This window comes from Streptomyces bambusae (assembly GCF_020532645.1).
Lineage (GTDB): Bacteria > Actinomycetota > Actinomycetes > Streptomycetales > Streptomycetaceae > Streptomyces > Streptomyces bambusae.
On the sequence record NZ_JAJAUZ010000008.1, the window covers coordinates 71657 to 93799 of the forward strand.

Here is a 22143-nt window from a genome sequence, read left to right on the forward strand (position 1 = left end):
CCGTCCCCGCCGCGGCGCCGGTACGGGAGAATGGGCCCATGAGTCTGTTCCGCGACGACGGCATCGTGCTGCGCACCCAGAAGCTGGGCGAGGCGGACCGCATCATCACGATCCTCACCCGCGGCCACGGCCGGGTCCGGGCCGTCGCCCGCGGAGTGCGCCGCACCAAATCGAAGTTCGGCTCCCGGCTGGAACCTTTCTCCCATGTCGACGTGCAGTTCTTCGCCCGCGGCAGCGACCTCGTCGGCCGCAGCCTGCCGCTGTGCACGCAGACCGAGACCATCGCCCCGTACGGCGGCGGCATCGTCACCGACTACGCCCGCTACACCGCCGGCACCGCCATGCTGGAGACCGCCGAGCGGTTCACCGACCAGGAGGGCGAACCCGCCGTCCAGCAGTACCTGCTGCTCGTCGGCGGCCTGCGCACCCTCGCCCGCGGCGAGCACGAACCGCACCTGATCCTCGACGCCTTCCTGCTGCGCTCCCTCGCCGTCAACGGCTATGCGCCCTCCTTCCGGGACTGCGCGAAATGCGGCATCCACGGCCCCAACCGGCACTTCTCCGTGGCCGCGGGCGGAGTGATATGCGGCGACTGCCGCGTCCCCGGAAGCGTCGTACCCTCGGCAGAGGCCATCGGACTGCTCAGCGCCCTGCTGACGGGCGACTGGGCCACCGCGGACGCCTGCGAGCCGCGGTACGTCAGGGAGGGCAGCGGGCTGGTCTCCGCCTACCTGCACTGGCACCTGGAGCGCGGGCTACGCTCCTTGCGTTACGTAGAGAAATAAGGAGCGCAGCGACATGGCACGACGCGGGATCCTGGGACGCACCCGCCGCGAGTACCTCACTCCCGAGCCGCACCCCTCCGGTGCCCGCCCGCCGAAGATCCCCGGCGAGCTGGTCCCCAACCACGTCGCCATCGTCATGGACGGAAACGGCCGCTGGGCCAAGGACCGCGGCCTGCCGCGCACCGAGGGCCACAAGGTCGGCGAGGGCGTGGTCCTCGACGTCCTCAAGGGCTGTCTGGAGATGGGCGTCAAGAACCTCTCCCTGTACGCCTTCTCCACCGAGAACTGGAAGCGGTCGCCCGACGAGGTCCGCTTCCTCATGAACTTCAACCGCGACGTCATCCGCCGCCGCCGCGACGAGATGAACGAGCTGGGCATCCGCATCCGCTGGGTCGGCCGGATGCCGAAGATGTGGAAGTCCGTCGTCCAGGAGCTCCAGGTCGCCCAGGAGCAGACCGTCGACAACGACGCGATGACCCTGTACTTCTGCGTGAACTACGGCGGCCGCGCCGAGATCGCCGACGCGGCGCAGGCCATCGCCCGCGACGTCGCGGCCGGCCGGCTCGACCCGTCCAAGGTCAACGAGAAGACCTTCGCGAAGTACCTGTACTACCCGGACATGCCGGACGTGGACCTGTTCCTGCGCCCCAGCGGCGAGATGCGCACGTCCAACTACCTGATCTGGCAGAGCAGCTACGCCGAGATGGTCTTCCAGGACGTGCTGTGGCCCGACTTCGACCGCCGCGACCTCTGGCGCGCCTGCCTCCAGTACGCCCAGCGCGACCGCCGCTTCGGCGGCGCCCTCCCGAACGACATCCCCGGCCAGGGCCAGCCCTCCTGACCGCGGGCCGCACGCGCGCGAAGGCCCCCGGACGGAATCCGTCCGGGGGCCTTCGCGCACGTCCGGGAGGCCCTAGGAACCGGCCGCGCAGTCGGCGCAGGTGCCGAAGATCTCCAGGGTGTGGGCCACGTTCACGAAGCCGTGCTCGGCGGCGACCGAGTCCGCCCACTTCTCCACGGCCGGTCCCTCTACCTCGACGGCCTTGCCGCACATACGGCAGACCAGGTGGTGGTGGTGGTCGCCGCTGGAGCAGCGGCGGTAGACCGCCTCGCCGTCGCTGTTGCGCAGCACGTCGACCTCGCCGGCGTCCGCCAGCGACTGGAGGGTGCGGTACACGGTGGTCAGGCCCACGGAGTCACCGCGGTGCTTGAGCATGTCGTGCAGCTCCTGGGCGCTGCGGAACTCGTCCACCTCGTCCAGCGCGGCCGCCACGGCCGCGCGCTGCCGGGTCGACCGGCCCCGTACTGGCGCGCTGCTCGTCTCGCCAGGCGCAGTCCCCACCGGTTCCTCCTCACATCGGCCGAAGGGCCATTGTGCCAGGCCCCCCGTGCCCGGGTCGCTCCGTGCGGCCCCGGACGTCAGACCTTCACGTCGTCCCCGGTGCACACTTCCGACGCCGCCCGGGCGGCCTTCGCGCGCCGCCTGGCCAGCGGGGCCGACACCAGTGACAGGACGAGGAAGACGCCGATGGCCAGGAGCACGATCGCGGCGCCGGAGGGGGCCTCCACGTAGTACGTGGTGACGGTCCCGGCGAGCGAGACGGTCAGGCTGATCCCGATGGCCAGCGCCAGCGTGGCCATGAACCCGCGGGTGAGCCGCTGGGCGGCCGCGACCGGGATCACCATCATGGCGCTGACCAGCAGCAGACCCACGATCCGCATGGCGACGGTCACCGTCACCGCGGCCGTGACCGCGATCAGCAGGTTCAGGGCGCGCACCGGCAGGCCGGTGACCTTGGCGAACTCCTCGTCCTGGCAGACCGCGAACAGCTGCCGGCGCAGACCCACCGTGACCGCGATGACGAACACCGCGAGGATCGCGATGGCGGTGACGTCCTCCGGCGCGACCGTGGTGATCGAGCCGAACATGTAGCTGATCAGGTTCGCCGTGGAGCCGCCCGGCGCCATGTTGATGATCATGACGCCGCCGGCCATGCCGCCGTAGAAGAGGACGGCGAGCGCGATGTCGCCGCTGGTGCGGCCGCGGGAGCGGATCAGCTCCATGCCGACCGCGCCGACGATCGCGACCAGCGTGGCCATCCACACCGGGCTGGTCTGCAGGAAGAAGCCGAGGGCGACACCGGTCATGGCCACGTGGCCGATGCCGTCGCCCATGACGGCCTGGCGGCGCTGCACGAGGTACGTGCCGATGGCGGGTGCGGTGATGCCGACGAGGGCGGCGGCGATCAGCGCCCGCTGCATGAAGGCGGGGGTCAGGAATTCCATCAGCTCAGCAGTCCCGTCCGGAGCGGCTCGGCGTCGTGGGCCGCGTGGGGGTGTACGTGGTCGTGGCCGGGCAGCGCGTGCTGGCCGACGGCTTCCGGGGGCGGACCGTCGTGGACGACGCAGCCGTCGCGCAGCACGACGGCGCGGTCGATCAGCGGCTCCAGCGGGCCCAGCTCGTGCAGCACCAGCAGCACGGTGGCGCCGACGGACACCTGCTGGCGCAGGGCGCTCGCCAGCACCTCCTGGTTGGCGAGGTCCACGCCGGCCATCGGCTCGTCCATGATCAGCAGTTCGGGCTCGACGGCCAGCGCGCGGGCGATCAGCACCCGCTGGTGCTGCCCGCCGGACAGCGCGTTCACCGAGGCCTCGGCGTACGGCAGCATGTCGACCAGGGCCAGTGCCCGGTCCACGGCCGCCCGGTCCGCCTTGCGCAGGAAGCCGAACCGGGTCCGGGCCAGCCGGCCCGCGGAGGCCACCTCGCGGACGGTCGCGGGCACCCCGCCGGCGGCGGTGGTGCGCTGCGGCACGTAGCCGATCCGGGACCACTGGCGGAACCGCTTGAACGGCGTTCCGAACAGCTCCAGCTCGCCGCCGCTCAGCGGCACCTGCCCGACCACGGACCGCACGGCGGTGGACTTGCCGGAGCCGTTGGCGCCGAGCAGGGCGACGACCTCACCGCGCCGCACGGTGAGGTCGACCCCGCGCAGGACGGTGCGCGAGCCGAGCGAGGCGGTGGCCCCGCGCAGGGATATGACGGGCTGCTCCGCGCCGGGCTCGCCGGACTTCGCGGACACGGTCGACTCCATGGCCTGCGCCTCCGTCAGTGCAGTGGTGGTCACTTGGCGCCGAGCGCCTTTTCGAGGTTGTTCAGGTTCGCGCGCATGACCTCGAAGTAGTCCTTGCCCTGGGACTTGTCGGAGATCCCCTCCAGGGGGTCCAGCACGTCCGTCTTCAGGCCGAGGTCGGCGGCGAGGGTGTCCGCGGTCTTGGGGCTGGCGAGGGTCTCGAAGAAGACGGTGGTGACCTTCTCCTTCTTCGCCAGCGCCTGGAGCTCCTTCATGCGGGCGGGGCTGGGCTCGGACTCGGGGTCGACGCCCGCGATGCCCTCCTGGTCCAGCCCGTAGCGCTCGGCGAGGTAGCCGAAGGCGGAGTGGGTGGTGATGAAGGTCTTGCCGGGGACGGCCTTCAGGCCGTTGCGGAACTCGGTGTCCAGGGCGCCCAGCTTCGCGACGAGGGCCTCGGTGTTCTTCTTGTAGTCGGCCGCGTGCGCGGGGTCCGCCTTCTCGAAGGCCTTGCCGACGCCCTTGGCGATCTCGGCGTACTTCACCGGGTCCAGCCAGACGTGCGGGTCCTCGCCGGCCTCGCCGTGGTCGTGACCGTGGTCCCCGCCCTCCTCGGCGTGGCCCTCCTCGCCTTCGAGGTGGACCTCCATGGTGGTCAGCTCCGCGGCGTCGACCTTGGTCTTGGTGCCGGCCTGCTCGACGGCCTTGTCCACGGCCGGCTGGAGCGACTTCAGGTAGAGGACGACGTCCGACTCGTCGAGGCGGGCGGTCTGGCGCGGGGTGATCTCCAGGTCGTGGGGCTCGACTCCCGGCTTGGTCAGGGAGGAGACCTCCGCGTGCGTCCCGCCGATCTGCTCGGCGAGGAACTGGAGGGGATAGAACGACGCGACCACGTTCAACTTGCCGTCGGCCGTGCCGGCGGCACTGGCTCCGGAACAGGCGGTCAGGGCCGTGGCGCCGAGGGCGACGGCGCCGGCGAGGGCGGTGGCGGATATGAGGCGTCGTACGTTCATGACACTCATTTTCATCAAAGATGGAAACGATTGTCAAAAGCCTCGTAAGCGGATCTTCCTCGCGCGCGGTATAAGGGGAACCGATTTGAAAGTGGGGCCCGGGGCGCCGGTACCCTGAGGCCTTCGCGTTCATCCTCGTAATGAAGAGAGCACCGTGGCCGCCGACAAGATCGACACCATCGTCAGCCTCAGCAAGCGCCGTGGCTTCGTCTACCCGTGCAGTGAGATCTACGGCGGCTCCAAGGCCGCCTGGGACTACGGACCGCTGGGTGTCGAGCTCAAGGAGAACATCAAGCGCCAGTGGTGGAAGGCCATGGTGACGGGCCGTGAGGACGTCGTCGGCATCGACTCCTCCGTGATCCTGGCGCCCGAGGTCTGGGTGGCCTCCGGTCACGTCGCGACCTTCTCGGACCCGCTGACCGAGTGCACCGCCTGTCACAAGCGTCACCGCGCCGACCACCTGGAAGAGGCGTACGAGGCCAAGCACGGCCGCCTGCCCGCGAACGGCCTGGCCGACATCAACTGCCCGAACTGCGGCACCAAGGGCCAGTTCACCGAGCCCAAGCAGTTCTCCGGCATGCTGGAGACCCACCTCGGCCCGACCCAGGACACCGGCTCCAAGGCCTACCTGCGCCCCGAGACCGCCCAGGGCATCTTCACCAACTTCGCCCAGGTGCAGCAGACCTCGCGCAAGAAGCCGCCGTTCGGCATCGCGCAGATGGGCAAGTCCTTCCGGAACGAGATCACTCCGGGCAACTTCATCTTCCGCACCCGCGAGTTCGAGCAGATGGAGATGGAGTTCTTCGTCAAGCCGGGCGAGGACGAGCAGTGGCAGGAGTACTGGATGCAGGAGCGGTGGAACTGGTACCGCGGCCTCGGCATCCGCGAGGAGAACATCCGCTGGTACGAGCACCCGAAGGAGAAGCTGTCCCACTACTCGAAGCGCACCGCCGACATCGAGTACCGCTTCAACTTCGGCGGCAGTGAGTTCTCCGAGCTGGAGGGCGTGGCCAACCGCACCGACTACGACCTCAAGGCCCACTCCGCGGCCTCCGGCCAGGACCTGTTCTACTTCGACCAGGAGGCCAACGAGCGCTACGTCCCGTACGTCATCGAGCCGGCGGCCGGTGTCAACCGCGCCATGCTCGCCTTCATGCTCGACGCGTACAACGAGGACGAGGCCCCGAACGCCAAGGGCGTCATGGAGAAGCGCACCGTGATGCGCCTCGACCCGCGCCTGTCCCCGGTCAAGGTCGCCGTCCTGCCGCTGTCCCGCAACGCGCAGCTCTCCCCGAAGGCCAAGGGCCTCGCGGCCGACCTGCGCCGCAACTGGAACATCGAGTTCGACGACGCGGGCGCCATCGGCCGCCGCTACCGCCGCCAGGACGAGATCGGCACGCCGTTCTGCGTCACCGTCGACTTCGACACCCTCGACGACAACGCGGTGACCGTGCGCGAGCGCGACACCATGAAGCAGGAGCGCGTCTCCCTGGACCAGATCCAGGCCTACCTCGGCGCGCGCCTGATCGGCTGCTAGCCGTCAGGTCCCGGACGAAGAGGGCGGTGGCGGCCCCGTTCAGGCCCGCAGGCCGCGGATCACCAGGGCGGAGACGGCCTCGAAGGCGGCCGCGATCTCCGGGCGGGACCACTCCGGGGCGTACTGGGGGTCGTGGAAGCGGCCGGTCGCGTCGAAGACCGCGCGGGCCGCCGCCGGGACGTCCGGGACGCTGAACTCGCCGGCGTCCGCGCCCTCGGCGACGATCCGGGCCAGCTGGGCGACCAGCTCGGACAGGTGGGCGTCGACGACCCGGCTGTTCTCGGCGAGCAGCACGGTGTACGTGGCGAACAGCTCGGGATCGTCGCCCGCCTTGTGCCGCTTGGCCTCGAACAGGGCGGCCAGCCACGCGGCCAGCTTCTCCGCCGCCGGCCGGCCGGGCTCGGCGGTGATCCGCTCCAGCACGCCGACGGTCCGGCCCAGCCACCGGTCGGTGACGGCCTCCCGCAGCGCGGCCTTGGAGGGGAAGTGCCGGTAGACGCTGCCGTGGCTGACGCCCAGGGCGCGCGCCACGTCCACCACGGTGGCCTTCGTCGGGCCGTAGCGGCGCAGCACCTCCTCGGTCGCTTCGAGGATGCGCTCGGGCGTCAGGGCAGCGGCAGCGGACATGGCACGACGGTACCCGGCGCTCAGTGCTCGCTGTCGAGGTGGGCCATCTGGGCGGCCGGGTAGCGGTCGCCGGCGGCGGAGCCGACGGGCACGGCCGCCTCGATCGCGGCCAGGTCGCCCGCGTCCAGTACCACCTCCATGGCACCGAGTGCCTCGGTCAGCCGGTCCCGGCGGCGGGCGCCGATCAGCGGCACGATGTCCTCGCCGCGCGCCAGCACCCAGGCGATGGCGGTCTGCGCCACGGAGACGCCCTTGCCGTCGGCGACCTTGCGCAACGCCTCGACCAGGTCGAGGTTCCGGTGGAGGTTCTCGCCCTGGAAGCGCGGGCTCATGCCGCGGAAGTCGCCGGGGGACAGCAGCCGGTCCCGGGTGAAGTGGCCGCTGATCAGGCCGCGCGAGAGGACGCCGTACGCGGTGACGCCGATGCCGAGTTCGCGGGCGGTGGGCAGGATCTCCGCCTCGATGCCGCGGGAGATCAGGGAGTACTCGATCTGGAGGTCGGCGATGGGGGCCACCGCGGCGGCCCGCCGCAGGGTGTCGGCGCCCACCTCGGAGAGGCCGATGTGGCGGACGTGCCCGGCCTCGACGGCCTCGGCGATCGCGCCGATCGTCTCCTCGACGGGGACGTCCGGGTCGACGCGGGCGATCCGGTAGATGTCGATGTGGTCCCGGCCGAGCCGCTGGAGCGAGTAGGCCAGGAAGTTCTTCACGGCCTCGGGCCGGCCGTCGTAGCCGGTGAAGCCGCCCTCGACGGTGCGCAGGGCGCCGAACTTCACGCTGGTCAGCGCCCGGTCGCGGAGTGCGGCAGGGGCGGTCCGCAGGGCCTCGTTGATCAGCAGCTCGTTGTGGCCCATGCCGTAGAAGTCACCCGTGTCGAGGAGGGTGACGCCGGCGTCCAGGGCGGCGTGGATCGTCGCGAGCGACTCGGCGCGGTCGGCCTCCCCGTAGAGGGCGGACATCCCCATGCAGCCGAGGCCGAGGGGGAAGACGGAGGGGCCGGTGGTGCCGAGACGACGGGGGGTGTGGGTGGTCATGCAACGAGAATGGCATGACGGATGACAGATTTCAATATTTGTCATTCGTGGCCATGTCGGAGGGGCCGGCTCCGGGGGGGGGGGAGGGGAGGGGGCGTCAGCTCCGGGCGGCCGGTGTGGCCCCGGCCGCCGCCTCCGGAGCGGCCAGCGTGCGCGCCGTCCGCTCCGCCGTGGCCCTCGCCCAGGGCCCGCTGGTCGCCGCGCCCACGACGAGCACCGCGAACCCGCAGCCCGCGAGGATCCACCAGGCCGGGCGGGCCGCCTCCGCGAACGGTGCCCCGGTCAGGCCCGCAGCCAGCACGGCGCCGGTCACGGCCACGCCCAGGGCGGTGCCGGTCTGGCGGCTGGTGGAGGCGACGGCCGCCGCCACCCCCGCCTGTGCGCGGGGCATCCCGGACACCGCCGTGTTGGTGATCGGCGCGTTGACCAGTCCGAACCCCAGGCCGAACAGGACGTATCCGGTGAACAGCAGCGCGGTGCCCGACCCCGGCGGGGCGAGGGCGAACAGCACCCCGCTGGCCCCCATCGCCAGACCCGCGGCGAGCAGCGGCAGCCGGGGGCCCCGGCTGCCGACCAGCCGGCCGGACAGCGGCGCCACCAGGAAGGTCAGGGCCGCCATCGGCAGCATCCAGAGCCCGGCGTGCAGGGCGTCGAGCCCGCGGACGTCCTGGAGGTAGAGGGTGTTCAGGAAGAGGAACCCGGACAGGGCGGCGAACGAGCAGACCGCGATGACGACGGCACCGCTGAACGGGGCGCTGCCGAAGAACCGCGGGTCGATCAGCGGCTCCCGGTGCCGCCGCTCGTACCGCAGCAGGGCGGCGAGCGCGGCGGCCGCCACCGCGGCGCAGCCGAGCACCGTCGGCGAGGTCCAGCCCGCCGCCGGCGCCTCGATGATCCCGTACGTCACGGAGCCGAGCAGGGCCACGACCAGGAGCTGCCCGACCGGGTCGGGGCGGCGCGGCCGGTCCGCCCGCGACTCGGGCACGTACCGCAGGGTGAGGGCGAGGGCGAGCAGGCCGACGGGCAGGTTCAGCCAGAACACCGCGCGCCAGCCGACCGTGTCCACCAGCAGCCCGCCGACCAGCGGGCCCGCGGCCATGGACAGGCCCACGACGCCGCCCCAGGCGCCGATGGCGCGGGCCCGTTCCCGGGGGTCGGTGAACGTGTTGGTGATGATCGACATCGCCACCGGGTTGAGCATCGAGCCGCCCACCGCCTGGACCACCCGGAAGGCGATCAGCCAGCCGAGGCCGGGTGCCAGCGAGCAGAGCACCGAGCCGGCGGTGAACAGGACCAGACCCGCGGTGAACACCCGGCGGCGCCCGATCCGGTCGGCGGTGGCCCCGGCGAGCATCAGCAGTGAGGCCAGTGTCAGCGTGTACGCGTCGATCGTCCACTGCAGGCCGGCGACCGAGGCGTGCAGCTCGCGGCGCATCGACGGCAGGGCGACGTTGAGGGCCGTGGTGTCCAGGCTGACGATCAGCAGACTCATGCAGCAGATCGCCAGCACCAGTGCGCGCCGCCGGGGACCGGGCTCGGACATGCCTCGATAGTACGTCTAACTAATGGTTCGGGCGCCGAATGGGCGACAATGGGGGGATGACCACGCTCCCCGCCGCCCTGCAGATCGGCCCGCACACCGTGCAGCCGCCGGTGGTGCTCGCGCCCATGGCCGGTATCACCAACGCTCCCTTCCGTACCCTCTGCCGCGAGTTCAGCGGCGGCAAGGGGTTGTTCGTGAGCGAGATGATCACGACCCGGGCGCTGGTCGAGCGCAATGAGAAGACCATGCAGCTGATCCACTTCGACGCGACCGAGACCCCGCGCTCGATCCAGCTGTACGGCGTGGACCCGGCGACCGTCGGCAAGGCCGTGCGGATGATCGTCGAAGAGGACCTCGCCGACCACATCGACCTGAACTTCGGCTGCCCGGTTCCCAAGGTCACCCGCAAGGGCGGCGGCTCGGCGCTGCCGTACAAGCGGAACCTGCTGCGGGCCATCCTCAAGGAGGCCGTGGCCGGGGCCGGCGACCTGCCGGTGACGATGAAGATGCGCAAGGGAATCGACGACGACCACCTCACCTACCTCGACGCGGGCCGGATCGCCGTCGAGGAGGGCGTCACCGCCATCGCCCTGCACGGCCGCACCACCGCCCAGCACTACGGCGGCACCGCCGACTGGGAGGCCATCGCCCGCCTCAAGGAGCACGTGCCTGAGATCCCGGTGCTCGGCAACGGCGACATCTGGTGCGCCGAGGACGCCCTGCGGATGGTCCGCGAGACCGGCTGCGACGGCGTGGTCGTCGGGCGCGGCTGCCTGGGCCGGCCGTGGCTGTTCAACGACCTGGTGGCGGCCTTCGAGGGCCGGCCCGAGGACTACACGGCCCCCGGGCTGCGGGAGGTCGCGGACGTCATGCTGCGGCACGCCCGGCTGCTGGGGGAGTGGATCGGCGACGAGGCCCGCGGCGTGATCGACTTCCGTAAGCACGTGGCCTGGTACCTGAAGGGCTTCTCGGTGGGCTCCGAGATGCGCAAGAAGCTCGCGGTCACCTCGTCCCTGGCCGAACTCGACGCTCATCTGAGCGAGCTCGACCTGGACCAGCCGTGGCCCGAGGGTGCGGACGGCCCGCGCGGTCGGACGTCCGGAAACAACCGGGTTGTCCTCCCGGACGGCTGGCTGAAGGATCCGTACGACTGCGCCGGAGTGAGCGAGGAAGCCGAACTGGACACGTCCGGGGGCTGAACGGCAGGCGTGATATGCGCCACGCATGCGAGGGGTTGCGCTCAGATGAGCGCTTAAATCGCGGATGCACTTCTCAAAGGGTGGCACTGGGTGCCACCCTTTGTTCGTTCAAGAGTTGAACACAAATGGATCGATGATCGCTCACCTGAGCGTAAACAAGCGGATGCGGGCACCTGCTCCTTCGGGAGATGAATGCTCTTCGGGCGTTTGGGCTACCGTCCGGTCACTTTCGATCTGGTGGCGGACGGGTGGTCGAAGCCGTGCGACGGCCAAGTGGACGTACCCAGATGCCTTCGATCTGGGTATGTTCCTCGCCGTCAGGGCAGCACCGAGTCGTCGAGGAGTCGAGACCCGTGTCGGAAAACAAAGATCAGAAGTTCGTCTACGACTTCACCGAGGGCAACCGCGACCTCAAGGACCTTCTCGGCGGCAAGGGAGCCAACCTCGCCGAGATGACCAACCTGGGCCTCCCGGTGCCCCCCGGCTTCACCATCACCACCGAGGCCTGCAAGGTCTACCTGGAGAGCGGCGAGGCCCCGGCCGCGCTGCGCGACGAGGTCAGCGCCCACCTGGTCGCCCTCGAAGCGAAGATGGGCAAGAAGCTCGGTCAGTCCGACGACCCGCTGCTGGTCTCCGTCCGCTCCGGCGCCAAGTTCTCGATGCCCGGCATGATGGACACCGTCCTCAACATCGGCCTCTCCGACGAGTCCGTCCAGGGCCTGGCCGCGCAGGCCGGCAACGAGCGCTTCGCCTGGGACTCGTACCGCCGCCTCATCCAGATGTTCGGCAAGACCGTCCTGGGCGTCGACGGCGAGCACTTCGAGGAGGCCCTCGACGAGGCCAAGGCCGCCAAGAAGGTCACCGTCGACACCGACCTCGACGCCGCCGACCTCAAGAAGGTCGTCAAGACCTTCAAGAAGATCGTCGCCAAGGAGACGGGCCGCGAGTTCCCGCAGGACCCGCGCGAGCAGATGGACCTGGCCGTCAGGGCCGTCTTCGACTCGTGGAACACCGACCGCGCCAAGCTGTACCGCCGCCAGGAGCGCATCCCCGGCGACCTCGGCACCGCCGTCAACGTCTGCTCCATGGTCTTCGGCAACCTGGGCCCCGACTCCGGCACCGGCGTCGCCTTCACCCGTGACCCCGCCAGCGGCCACCAGGGCGTCTACGGCGACTACCTGCAGAACGCCCAGGGCGAGGACGTCGTCGCGGGCATCCGCAACACCGTGCCGCTCGCCGACCTGGAGCAGCTGGACAAGAAGTCCTACGACCAGCTGATGCAGATCATGGAGACGCTGGAGACCCACTACAAGGACCTCTGCGACATCGAGTTCACGATCGAGCGCGGTCAGCTGTGGATGCTCCAGACCCGTGTCGGCAAGCGCACCGCCGGCGCCGCCTTCCGCATCGCCACCCAGCTCGTGGACCAGGGCCTGATCGACGAGGCCGAGGCCCTCCAGCGGGTCACCGGCCACCAGCTCGCCCAGCTGATGTTCCCGCGCTTCGACGAGGACGCGAAGACCACCCTCCTGGGCCGCGGCATCGCCGCCTCCCCCGGTGCGGCCGTCGGCAAGGCCGTCTTCGACTCCTACACGGCCGTCAAGTGGTCCCGCTCCGGCGAGAAGGTCATCCTGATCCGCCGCGAGACCAACCCCGACGACCTCGACGGCATGATCGCCTCCGAGGGCATCCTGACCTCGCGCGGCGGCAAGACCTCGCACGCCGCCGTCGTCGCCCGCGGCATGGGCAAGACCTGTGTCTGCGGCGCCGAGGAGCTGGACGTCGACACCAAGCGCCGCCGCATGACCACCTCCTCCGGGCAGGTCATCGAGGAGGGCGACGTCGTCTCCATCGACGGCTCCACCGGCAAGGTCTACCTCGGCGAGGTACCCGTCGTACCGTCCCCGGTCGTCGAGTACTTCGAGGGCCGCATGCACGCCGGCGCCGACGACGCCGACGAGCTGGTCGCGGCCGTCCACCGGATCATGGCCTACGCCGACCGGGTCCGCCGCCTGCGGGTGCGCGCCAACGCCGACAACGCCGAGGACGCGATGCGCGCCCGCCGCTTCGGTGCCCAGGGCATCGGCCTGTGCCGCACCGAGCACATGTTCCTCGGCGAGCGCCGGGAGATGGTCGAGCGCCTGATCCTCGCGGACACCGAGGAGGAGCGCGAGGCCGCCCTGACCGAGCTGCTGCCGCTGCAGAAGAAGGACTTCATCGAGCTGTTCGAGGCGATGGACGGCCTGCCCGTCACCGTCCGCCTGCTCGACCCGCCGCTGCACGAGTTCCTGCCCGACATCACCGAGCTGTCGGTGCGCGTCGCCCTCGCCGAGGCCCGCAAGGACCACAACGAGAACGACCTGCGCCTGCTCCAGGCCGTCCACAAGCTGCACGAGCAGAACCCGATGCTCGGTCTGCGCGGTGTCCGCCTGGGCCTGGTCATCCCCGGCCTGTTCGCCATGCAGGTCCGCGCGATCGCCGAGGCCGCGGCCGTGCGCAAGGACGCCAAGGGCGACCCGCGCGCCGAGATCATGATCCCGCTCGTGGGCACCGTCCAGGAGCTGGAGATCGTCCGCGAGGAGGCCGACGCGATCATCGCCGAGGTCGAGGCCGCCACCGGCACCAGCCTCAAGCTCACCATCGGCACCATGATCGAGCTGCCCCGGGCCGCGCTGACCGCCGACCAGATCGCCGAGGCCGCGCAGTTCTTCTCCTTCGGCACGAACGACCTGACCCAGACGGTGTGGGGCTTCTCCCGCGACGACGTCGAGGCCAGCTTCTTCACCGCCTACCTGGAGAAGGGCATCTTCGGGGTCTCCCCGTTCGAGACCATCGACAAGGACGGCGTCGGCTCGCTCGTCAAGCACGCCGTCAAGCTGGGCCGGGCCACCCGCCCCGACCTGAAGCTCGGCGTCTGCGGCGAGCACGGCGGCGACCCCGAGTCGGTGCACTTCTTCCACGAGGCCGGCCTCGACTACGTCTCCTGCTCGCCGTTCCGGATCCCGGTGGCGCGCCTGGAGGCCGGCCGGGCCGCCGCCGAGGCGCAGGGCAGCGACAGCCGCTGACCCCGCCCCGCGATCCGCGCCCTCCCCCGGGGACCCTGACCCCCTGGGGAGGGGCGCACCCACTCGGAACCGCCGTCGGCACCCTCATGCCGGCGGCGGTTCCGTCACATCCGGGACCGGCACCCGCGCAGCATCGGCGCGGCATCCGGAAGGCCGTCCCGCACGGCTTCCGCGACGGCATGCGGACAGCCATCCAGGGCTGATCAAAGAGAAACGGGAATTGAACACCAGCAGGCGGCGGACGGATCCCCACCCGCCCGCCGCCTCCTGTCAATCTGCCGGACACGTCGGCGCTTCCCAGGTCGACCGACCGCCAGGCTCCGCAAAGCCCCCCACGGCCTTCGCGGAGCGTTTCCGGTCGCCCCGGAGTGTGCCCGGCGGAGTACAGCATTTCGCTTGTCACGCCCCTGCCGAAAGGGGTTTCAACTGTGGCCGAAAGGGCGTGGTCACGTCCCGTGACGGTGTGCATACTCGTGGGGCGGGGGGATTGCGGTTGCACAGGTGGGGGTTCGGTGCTGCGTATCCATTTCACTGGAGTGGACCTGGCACGGGTGCGGATGGCGGGAAGACCCGATGCGTTGTGGGAAACGATTCTGAGTTTTCATCGATTAAGAGACCGGCGGGATGTCCGACTGTTCGGTGAATGGCGTACAGAAACACGTACCCGGTTGAATACTGAAACACGCCTCCTGAGCGCGCTGATACCGGCTCGTGGCTATTTCCCCGACTTCCTGACCCCCGGCGAGGGGCAGTACGGCATGGACCTCGGGCTCGATGCGCTCATGGGGACGCGCAGCCACCGGATCCGCCGTGAGACGGGGCTGCTGGCCGGCTCCGGGCAGCAGGCGCCGGGCCGGATACGCGAGTTCGCCGAAGGCGGGCCGCCGCAGCTGTCCCGGCTCGTGACGGAGCTGCGCCGGTACCACCGGGCGGCCGTGGAGCCGTACTGGACGCACATCCAGGCGCAGATCGAGGCCGAGCGGGCCGCCCGGGGCCGGGCGCTGCTCGACGGCGGCGCGGACGAACTCCTGTCCTCGCTGCCGTCGATGATGCGCTGGCGTGCCCCGGTGCTGGAGTGCGACTACCCGGTGGACCGGGACGTCCGGCTGCGCGGGCGCGGGCTGCTGCTGCAGCCCTCGTTCTTCTGCCGGCGCACCGCCGTCACCCTCCAGGACCCGGAGCTGCCCCCGGTGCTCGTCTACCCGGCCGCCGCCGAGCACGCCACCGCCGGCCGCGGCGGCGAGCACGTACGGCCCGAGGAGCACCGGCAGCGGACCCTGGGGAAGCTGGTCGGGCACACCCGCTCGGTGGTGCTCCGCGCCATCGGCGACGGGGCCACGACCAGCGAGCTGGCCCGCCGGGCCGGCGTGTCCCTGGCCTCGGCCAGCCAGCACGCCTGCGTGATGCGCGAGGCGGGCCTGGTCACCACCGCCCGGCAGGGCAACGCCGTGCTGCACACGGTCACCCCGCTGGGCGCGGCCCTGCTGCGCGGCGGCGCGGTGGCCTCGTAGCGGCCCGGAGCGTTCCGGAGCGTCCCCGGGACGCACGACGGCCCCCGGCCGGGCTGGTACGCCCGGCCGGGGGCCGTCTCGCCTGGCCCGGGGATCAGGTGCGGAACGGGCCCGTCACCTCGTACGTGATGCCGCCCGAGGAGCTGCCGCTGGTGCCGCGCTGGCTGGAGAAGTACAGCCGGTTGCCGGCGGGGGAGAAGGCCGGGCCGGTGATCTCGGAGGAGGACTGGCCGGTGATCCGCAGGAACGGCGCCACCACGTCGTCCGGGGTGATCACGCAGATCTCCATGTTGCCGCCGTCCTCGGCCACGTACAGGTCGCCGTACGAGGAGCCGGTGACGTTGTCCACGCCCGTCAGCGGGGCGCCGCCGCCGGCCACGAGGGAGTCGTCGTACGCCAGCTCGTACGTGCTGTTCGCGAGGTTGAGCTGCCAGACCCGGTTGTCGCCCTTGGTGGTGAACCAGACCGTGTCGTTGGCGTAGTGGCAGCCCTCGCCGCCGTTGAACTTCTTCGAGGCCGACACCTGGCTGCGGGTCGCGGTCGGCGAACCGTCCGGGTCCGGCACGTTCTGCCAGGTGAACGAGCCCGAGGTGCCGGTGCCGGCGACCATCACCTGGAGGGTGCCGGAGGACAGGTTGCCCCAGGTGTTCGGGATGAACCGGTAGAAGCAGCCGTTGCTCTCGTCCTCCGTCAGGTACACCACCTGGCGGACCGGGTCGGCGGCCGCGGCCTCGTGCTTGAACCTGCCCATCGCGGGCCGCTGCACGGCCGCGTTCACGCCCCACGGGTCGGTCTCGTACACGAAGCCGAGGCTGACCTCCTCGCAGGACAGCCAGGTGTTCCACGGGGTCTTGCCGCCGGCGCAGTTCTGCCGGGTGCCGGAGAGGATCCGGTAGGCGGAGGTGACCGTGCCCGAGGAGTTGAAGCGCACCGCGCTCGCCCCGCCGGACGGGTTGATCTCGGAGTTCGACACGTAGATCCAGCCCGTGCCGTCGGTGTAACAGGCGCCGCCGTCGGGGGCGTTGTGCCAGCTGTACGAGGTGCCGGAGACGGTCTGGCCGGAGCGGGCGATCACCCGGCTGGTGAAGCCGCTGGGGAGCATGATGCCGTTCGCGTCCGCAGCGCCGAGCGCCCCGTAGGGGCCCGGGCCGGGCTGGGCGGGGGCGGCGTAGGCCGCGCCGCGCATCAGGGAGCCGCCGAAAGCGGCGGCCGAGGTGCCGATGACGGCTCCGCGCAGGAAGTTGCGACGTTCCACGGTCACTCCAGGGGAGGGAGGGCTGCCCTGCGGACCGGCCGGCCGCAGAGGTCGAGCGCCGAGGAAACTAGGCGCGCCGCGTGGCCTCCCGGGCAACGCGGCGTGTCGGGCCGGGGACCGCCTCCGGTCGGGCCGGGTCACGGCGTTGGCCACGGCTCGTGGGAGCGGCCCTGCGGCCGCCGGCTGCGGGCGGCCCGGCGCGGTGGAGGAGGCTGGGTGTTCCGCACCGCGGCCTACGGGCGCAACGCCTTCGCCCCGCACGCCGCCCTGCACCTGACCCGGCCCATGACCGCCGCGGACTTCGGCCGCTGGGTGCAGCTGTGGCGGGCCACCGTCGACGGGCTGCACCGCGGCCCGTACGCCGAGCGGGCCACGTCAAACTCCGCTCGGCGGCCTGACGCCACCGGCCCTGACCTGCGGTTTCGCAGTCCGGCGAAAAACATTCGAAGAAATCTGCGGATGACCGATGAGTTCTCCGCGACCGCCCGGTCTACCTCTCGAACGCAGCACACAGCACGCAGCACGCAGCACGCAGCACCGAGAGAGACGAGAGCGCCATGCCCGCCACCATGATCTTCGTGAACCTGCCGGTCAAGGACCTGGAAGCCGCCAAGACCTTCTGGGGGAAGGTGGGCTACTCCTTCAACCCGCAGTTCAGCGACGAGACCGCCGCCTGCATGGTCATCAGCGACACCATCTACGCCATGCTCCTGACCGAGCCGAAGATGCGGGAGTTCACCAAGAAGGAGATCGCGGACGCCACCCGCACCACCGAGGCGATCATCGCGCTGAGCGCCGAGAGCAGGGAGGCGGTCGACGCCCTCGCCGACGCGGCCATCGTCGCCGGCGGCACCGAGACCCGGCCCGCCGACGACTACGGCTTCATGTACGGCCGCTCGTTCGGCGACCTCGACGGCCACCTCTGGGAGGTCGTCTGGATGGACCCCGCCCAGGTCGAGTCCCAGGGCTGACCACCGGGATCCCGGCGCCGGCCGCCCGGCCGCGGCTCAGACCGCGGCGGGCGCCGGCGCGGTGGCGGTGCGCACCCGGTAGGCGGGCACCGCCACCCCGTCGTCGTCCAGGCAACGCCCCGACTCCAGGTCGAACCGCTGCTTGAGCAGCGGCGACGCCACGAACGCCCGCCCCGACGCCGAGCCGAGCAGCCCGCGGGAGAGCACCTGCGCGCCGGTGAACGGGTCCTGGTTCCCGATGGCGTACGGCCGGCCGGCCCGGTCGACGAACACCGCGGCCTGGCTGCCGTCGGGCAGCAGCGCGGCCACGCCCCGGCCGGGGGTCAGCGCGGTCACCGGGCACACCGCCAGCCAGGTGCCGTCCAGGCACAGTTCGAGGGTCTCGGGGATCATCGGGCGGCGCTTCCTTCCAGGGGACGGCCCGCGGGAGCCGCGGGGCTGATGTCGAGCAGCACCAGATCGGGCTTGACCTGGTCGCGCTCCGGTACGAAGCGCACCGACGGGTCCGGGGCGCCGGGCGCATTCACGAAGGAGACGAATCGGCGCAGCCGGTCCGGATCACCGAGCGTTTCGGCCCATTCATCGCGGTAATGCGCCACGTGATCGGCCATCAGGGATTCGAGTTCCGCACACAGGCCCAGGGAATCGTGCACGATCACGTCCCGCAGATGGCCGAGTCCGCCTTCGAGGCGTTCCAGCCATGTCGACGTCCGTTCCAGCCGGTCGGCGGTTCGGATGTAGAACATCAGGAAACGGTCGATGAGACGGACCAGTTCCGCGTCGGACAGGTCCTGGGCGAGCAGGTCGGCATGGCGCGGAGTGGCTCCGCCGTTGCCTCCGACATACAGATTCCAGCCATTCGCCGTGGCGATGACACCAAAGTCCTTGCTCTGTGCCTCCGCGCACTCGCGGGCGCAGCCGGACACCGCCGACTTCAGCTTGTGCGGGGCCCGCAGCCCCCGGTAGCGCAGCTCCAGACCGATCGCCATCCGCACGCTGTCCTGGACCCCGTAGCGGCACCAGGTCTGCCCCACGCACGACTTCACCGTCCGCAGCGCCTTGCCGTACGCGTGCCCCGATTCGAAGCCCGCGTCCACCAGCCGGGCCCAGATCTGCGGGAGCTGGTCCACCCGGGCGCCGAACAGGTCGATCCGCTGGCCGCCGGTGATCTTCGTGTAGAGCCCGAAGTCACGGGCCACCTCGCCGATCACGATCAGCCGGTCCGGGGTGATCTCCCCGCCGGGGATCCGCGGCACCACCGAGTACGAGCCGTTGCGCTGCATGTTCGCGAGGAAGTGGTCGTTCGTGTCCTGGAGGGCCGCCTGCTCCCCGTCCAGCACGTAGCCGTCCGCGCCGATGGTCGGGGCCAGCGAGGCGATGATCGAGCCCACCGCCGGCTTGCACACCTCGCAGCCGTCGCCGCCGCGGGCCTCCGGCCGGCCGTGCCCGTCCAGCAGCGCGGCGAACGAGGACAGCCGCAGCGTCCGGACGATCTCGTACAGCTCGGCGCGGGTGTGCGGGAAGCAGCCGCACAGGCCCTTGTCTCCCGCCGGCGGCAGCAGCTGGCCGATCACCTTCACGCAGGAGCCGCAGCCGGTGCCCGCCTTGGTGCACTTCTTCACCTCGGGCAGCGTCGCGCAGGCGGTGATCGCCTTCTTCGTGACGTTGTGGCAGGAGCAGATCACCGCGTCGTCGGGCAGCGAACCCGGGCCGAGGGCCGCGGGTGCGCCCACCCCGGCGGGCAGCACCAGCTGCTCGGGGGCGGCCGGCGGCACCGAGCCGGTCAGCGGGCGCAGCAGCCCGTAGGCCTCGGCCTCGCCGACCAGGACACCGCCGAGGAGGGTGCCGTCGGCGCCGATCACCAGCTTCTTGTAGACGCCGGACCGGGAGTCGGAGTACACCACGTCCAGGCAGCCCTCGGCCGTCCCGTGGGCGTCGCCGAACGAGGCCACGTCCACGCCGAGCAGCTTCAGCTTGGTGGACAGGTCGGCGCCCGTGAAGGTGCGGTCCGGGCCGCCGGCCAGGTCGGCGGCGGCCGTCTGCGCCATCTCGTAGCCGGGCGCCACCAGACCGTAGACCCGGCCGTCGGAGGCCAGGGCGCACTCGCCGATCGCGTACACGTGCGGGTCGGAGGTCCGGCACCGCTCGTCCACGGCGATCCCGCCGCGCTCGCCGACCTCCAGCCCGGCGTCCCGGGCCAGCTGGTCGCGCGGCCGGACGCCGGCCGAGAAGACGACCAGTTCGGTGTCCACGGTGCTGCCGTCGGACAGCAGCATGCCGCTGACCGAGCCGTCCGCACCGGTGACGACCTCCTGGGTGCCGGTACCGGTGTGCACGGTCAGGCCCATCGACTCGATCGTGCGCAGCAGCGCCGCGCCGCCGCCCTCGTCGACCTGGACGGGCATCAGCCGCGGGGCGAACTCGACGATCCGCGTCTCCAGCCCCAGCCCCTGCAGGGCGCCTGCGGCCTCCAGCCCGAGCAGCCCGCCGCCGACGACCGCGCCGCGGGTGCGGCCCTTCGCGTACTCCTCGATGGCCAGCAGGTCCTCGATGGTGCGGTACACGAAGCAGCCGGGGGCGTCCTTCCCGGGGACCGGCGGCACGAACGGGTACGAGCCGGTGGCCAGCACCAGCGTGTCGTACGCGAACACCCGGCCGGAGCGCGCGGTCACGGTGCGGGCGGCCCGGTCGATCGCCTCGGCCGGGTCGCCGAGGTGCAGCTCGATGCCGTGCTCGGCCATGAAGCCGGCCGGGGTCAGTGACAGGTCCTCGGCCGTGCTGCCGGAGAAGTACGAGGTCAGGTGGACGCGGTCGTAGGCGGGCCGGGGCTCCTCGCAGAGCACGACGATCCGGTGGGTGCGGCCGGTCACGCCGTGTTCGGTGAGCGCTTCGAGGTAGCGCTGACCGACCATGCCGTGCCCGATGAGCACGATCGTCGGGGGGTTGGTCATGTCAGGAGCCTCCGTCGTCGGTGAGCAGGTGGAGCAGCGGATTCCGGGGGGAATCCGGAAGCGGTTCGTCGCCCTCCCAGGTGCGGGCCAGCGCCCCCACGGTGGAGAGCTCGCCGAGCAGCACCCCGCCGACCAGCCGGTCGCCCCGCACGACGACCTTCCGGTAGGTGCTCCGCGTGGCGTCGGCCAGCCGCAGCACGTCGTCGCCGGGCTGCGGGGTGGTCTCGCCGAACGCGGCCAGGTCCAGCGGGCGCTCCCCGGCGACGAGGGTGAGCCGGGTGAGGGCACGGGTGCCGGTGTAGCGGGGGCGGTGGGCGGCGCCGGCCGGGCCGGGCATGGCGGTGGCGGTTGCGCCTGCCGCACCTGCCGCCGAGCCGGGGCTCGGCGGGCCGTCCGCAGCGGCGGCGTGGGTGGCGGCCGTGCGGGCCGGACCCGCCGCCACGGGGGCGGCCGGTGCGGCCGGTGCGGTGCCGGTCGCCGCGGTCGTGCCGGTCGGGGTGCCGGGGCTTGCGGTGTCGCCCGTACCGGCCGGGTGGGGGGTGCCCCTACCGGCCGGGTGGGCGGCGCCGGAGTCCACCGGGGCGTGCGAGGGGGCCGTGAGGATCCGGGCCAGTACGTCGGCCTGTTCGAGGGCGGGGCCGGCCAGGCCGTAGACGCGGCCGGCGTGTTCGGCGCAGTCGCCGATCGCGTGGATGCGCGGGTCGCTCGTGCGCAGTTCGTCGTCCACGACGACGCCCCTGCGGACGGTCAGGCCGGCGGCCTGCGCCAGGCCGGTACGGGGCCGGACCCCGCAGGCCAGGACCACCAGCTCGGCGTCCAGGCGGAGCCCGTTGGCGAGTTCCACGCCCGTCACCCGGCGCGGGCCGTCCGCGGTCAGCAGACCGCGGACCCGGCACTCGGTGTGCACCTCCACGCCGAGCCCGGCCACGTGCTCCAGCAGCAGCGCGGACGCGTCGTCGTCGAGCTGGCGCTCCATCAGCCGGTCGCCCTGCTGGGCCAGTACCACCGCGCCGTCCGGCCCGGCCCGCTCGGCGAGCGCCCGCGCCGCGGACACCCCCAGCAGCCCGCCGCCGATCACCACGGCCCGCAGCCCCGGACGCGCCTGCGCCGACAGCGCCAGGCAGTCGGCCATCGTCCGGAACGGGTGCACCCCGTCCGGCAGCTCACGGCCCTCCGGCTCGAACAGCCCGCGCAGCGGCGGCAGCACCGGGTTGGACCCGGTCGCCAGCACCAGCGTGTCGTACGGCACCGCCGTACCGTCGTCGCACTGCACCGTCCGGTCCTCCCGGTCGATGCGCACCGCCCGGACACCGCGGCGCAGCACCGGGCCGGGGTCCGGGAGGGCCGCGACCTCGGGGCCGTAACGGCCCGCGAGGACCTCGGCGAGCAGCACCCTGTTGTACGGGGCGTGCGACTCTTCGCCGAGTACGGTCACGGAGGCGGCGGCGCCGAGGCGCTGGGCGAGCCGCAGCCCGGCCAGTCCGCCGCCGATCACCACCACACGCTGTTGCGAGGTCATGCCGCCAACGGTGCGGGCCCGCTGTTTCCCGCGGGCATCCCTCCTGTTTCCCCCGCGGAACGCTG

General features: G+C 71.7%; 18 protein-coding genes. 7 read left to right on the plus strand and 11 right to left on the minus strand.

Annotation, left to right across the window (positions count from 1 at the left end; genetic code table 11):
- Positions 1–38: 38 nt before the first annotated feature.
- Together recO and LG634_RS08215 are read left to right on the plus strand one after the other, a co-directional pair.
- Entirely contained in the window at positions 39–785 is a 747-nt protein-coding gene (gene recO / locus LG634_RS08210; protein WP_226732988.1) for a DNA repair protein RecO, read from the plus strand.
- 13 nt (positions 786–798) lie between these two features.
- The gene (locus LG634_RS08215) at positions 799–1626 is read left to right on the plus strand and encodes an isoprenyl transferase (protein ID WP_226732989.1); all 828 of its coding nucleotides are present in this window, start codon (positions 799–801) and stop codon (positions 1624–1626) included.
- Positions 1627–1698: 72 nt separating this feature from the next.
- Here the strand turns inward: LG634_RS08215 and LG634_RS08220 are convergent, their stop codons facing one another.
- The 4 genes from LG634_RS08220 to LG634_RS08235 all read right to left on the minus strand — a co-directional run bounded on the left by LG634_RS08220 (position 1699) and on the right by LG634_RS08235 (position 4875).
- Positions 1699–2127 (minus strand): Fur family transcriptional regulator, encoded by a 429-nt coding sequence (locus LG634_RS08220; RefSeq protein ID WP_226732990.1) that lies wholly within the window; start codon positions 2125–2127, stop codon positions 1699–1701.
- A gap of 77 nt (positions 2128–2204) precedes the next feature.
- A complete protein-coding gene (locus LG634_RS08225; protein ID WP_226732991.1) occupies positions 2205–3071 on the minus strand; it encodes a metal ABC transporter permease in 867 nt (288 codons plus the stop codon).
- Positions 3071–3877: a metal ABC transporter ATP-binding protein gene (locus LG634_RS08230; RefSeq protein WP_226733087.1), complete on the minus strand. Its 807-nt coding sequence runs from the start codon at positions 3875–3877 to the stop codon at positions 3071–3073. The genes LG634_RS08225 and LG634_RS08230 overlap by 1 nt, the downstream gene beginning before the upstream one ends.
- 29 nt (positions 3878–3906) lie before the next feature.
- Entirely contained in the window at positions 3907–4875 is a 969-nt protein-coding gene (locus LG634_RS08235) for a metal ABC transporter substrate-binding protein (protein WP_226732992.1), read from the minus strand.
- Positions 4876–5020: 145 nt separating this feature from the next.
- On the opposite strand from LG634_RS08235, the gene LG634_RS08240 reads away from it, so the two are divergent.
- Positions 5021–6403 carry a glycine--tRNA ligase gene (locus LG634_RS08240; RefSeq protein WP_226732993.1) on the plus strand — a complete coding sequence of 461 codons (1383 nt, stop codon included), beginning with the start codon at positions 5021–5023 and terminating at the stop codon, positions 6401–6403.
- Between the two features lie 39 nt (positions 6404–6442).
- Here the strand turns inward: LG634_RS08240 and LG634_RS08245 are convergent, their stop codons facing one another.
- The 3 genes from LG634_RS08245 to LG634_RS08255 form a co-directional block, all read right to left on the minus strand.
- Positions 6443–7030 (minus strand): TetR/AcrR family transcriptional regulator, encoded by a 588-nt coding sequence (locus LG634_RS08245; RefSeq protein ID WP_226732994.1) that lies wholly within the window; start codon positions 7028–7030, stop codon positions 6443–6445.
- Between the two features lie 20 nt (positions 7031–7050).
- Positions 7051–8064: an aldo/keto reductase gene (locus LG634_RS08250; RefSeq protein ID WP_226732995.1), complete on the minus strand. Its 1014-nt coding sequence runs from the start codon at positions 8062–8064 to the stop codon at positions 7051–7053.
- Positions 8065–8161: 97 nt separating this feature from the next.
- Positions 8162–9607, minus strand: coding sequence for an MFS transporter (locus LG634_RS08255; RefSeq protein ID WP_226732996.1), 1446 nt, complete (start codon positions 9605–9607; stop codon positions 8162–8164).
- 56 nt (positions 9608–9663) lie between these two features.
- On the opposite strand from LG634_RS08255, the gene dusB reads away from it, so the two are divergent.
- The 3 genes from dusB to LG634_RS08270 all read left to right on the plus strand — a co-directional run bounded on the left by dusB (position 9664) and on the right by LG634_RS08270 (position 15382).
- Positions 9664–10806 carry a tRNA dihydrouridine synthase DusB gene (dusB, locus tag LG634_RS08260; protein WP_226732997.1) on the plus strand — a complete coding sequence of 381 codons (1143 nt, stop codon included), beginning with the start codon at positions 9664–9666 and terminating at the stop codon, positions 10804–10806.
- 353 nt (positions 10807–11159) lie between these two features.
- The gene (ppdK, locus tag LG634_RS08265) at positions 11160–13871 is read left to right on the plus strand and encodes a pyruvate, phosphate dikinase (RefSeq protein WP_226732998.1); all 2712 of its coding nucleotides are present in this window, start codon (positions 11160–11162) and stop codon (positions 13869–13871) included.
- A gap of 512 nt (positions 13872–14383) precedes the next feature.
- Positions 14384–15382: an ArsR/SmtB family transcription factor gene (locus LG634_RS08270; RefSeq protein ID WP_226732999.1), complete on the plus strand. Its 999-nt coding sequence runs from the start codon at positions 14384–14386 to the stop codon at positions 15380–15382.
- A gap of 94 nt (positions 15383–15476) precedes the next feature.
- Here the strand turns inward: LG634_RS08270 and LG634_RS08275 are convergent, their stop codons facing one another.
- Positions 15477–16637 carry an alkaline phosphatase PhoX gene (locus LG634_RS08275; RefSeq protein WP_226733000.1) on the minus strand — a complete coding sequence of 387 codons (1161 nt, stop codon included), beginning with the start codon at positions 16635–16637 and terminating at the stop codon, positions 15477–15479.
- A 557-nt stretch (positions 16638–17194) separates the two neighbouring features.
- On the opposite strand from LG634_RS08275, the gene LG634_RS08280 reads away from it, so the two are divergent.
- Entirely contained in the window at positions 17195–17608 is a 414-nt protein-coding gene (locus LG634_RS08280) for a VOC family protein (protein WP_226733001.1), read from the plus strand.
- A 36-nt stretch (positions 17609–17644) separates the two neighbouring features.
- Here the strand turns inward: LG634_RS08280 and nirD are convergent, their stop codons facing one another.
- From nirD to LG634_RS08295, 3 genes are read right to left on the minus strand one after another with little or no spacing between them, the layout of a single operon-like run.
- Complete coding sequence (gene nirD, locus LG634_RS08285; protein WP_226733002.1) at positions 17645–18001, minus strand: nitrite reductase small subunit NirD; 357 nt, start codon at positions 17999–18001, stop codon at positions 17645–17647.
- Entirely contained in the window at positions 17998–20559 is a 2562-nt protein-coding gene (gene nirB / locus LG634_RS08290; RefSeq protein ID WP_226733003.1) for a nitrite reductase large subunit NirB, read from the minus strand. The genes nirD and nirB overlap by 4 nt, the downstream gene beginning before the upstream one ends.
- 1 nt (position 20560) lies before the next feature.
- Positions 20561–22078 (minus strand): NAD(P)/FAD-dependent oxidoreductase, encoded by a 1518-nt coding sequence (locus tag LG634_RS08295; protein WP_226733004.1) that lies wholly within the window; start codon positions 22076–22078, stop codon positions 20561–20563.
- Positions 22079–22143 lie beyond the last annotated feature (65 nt).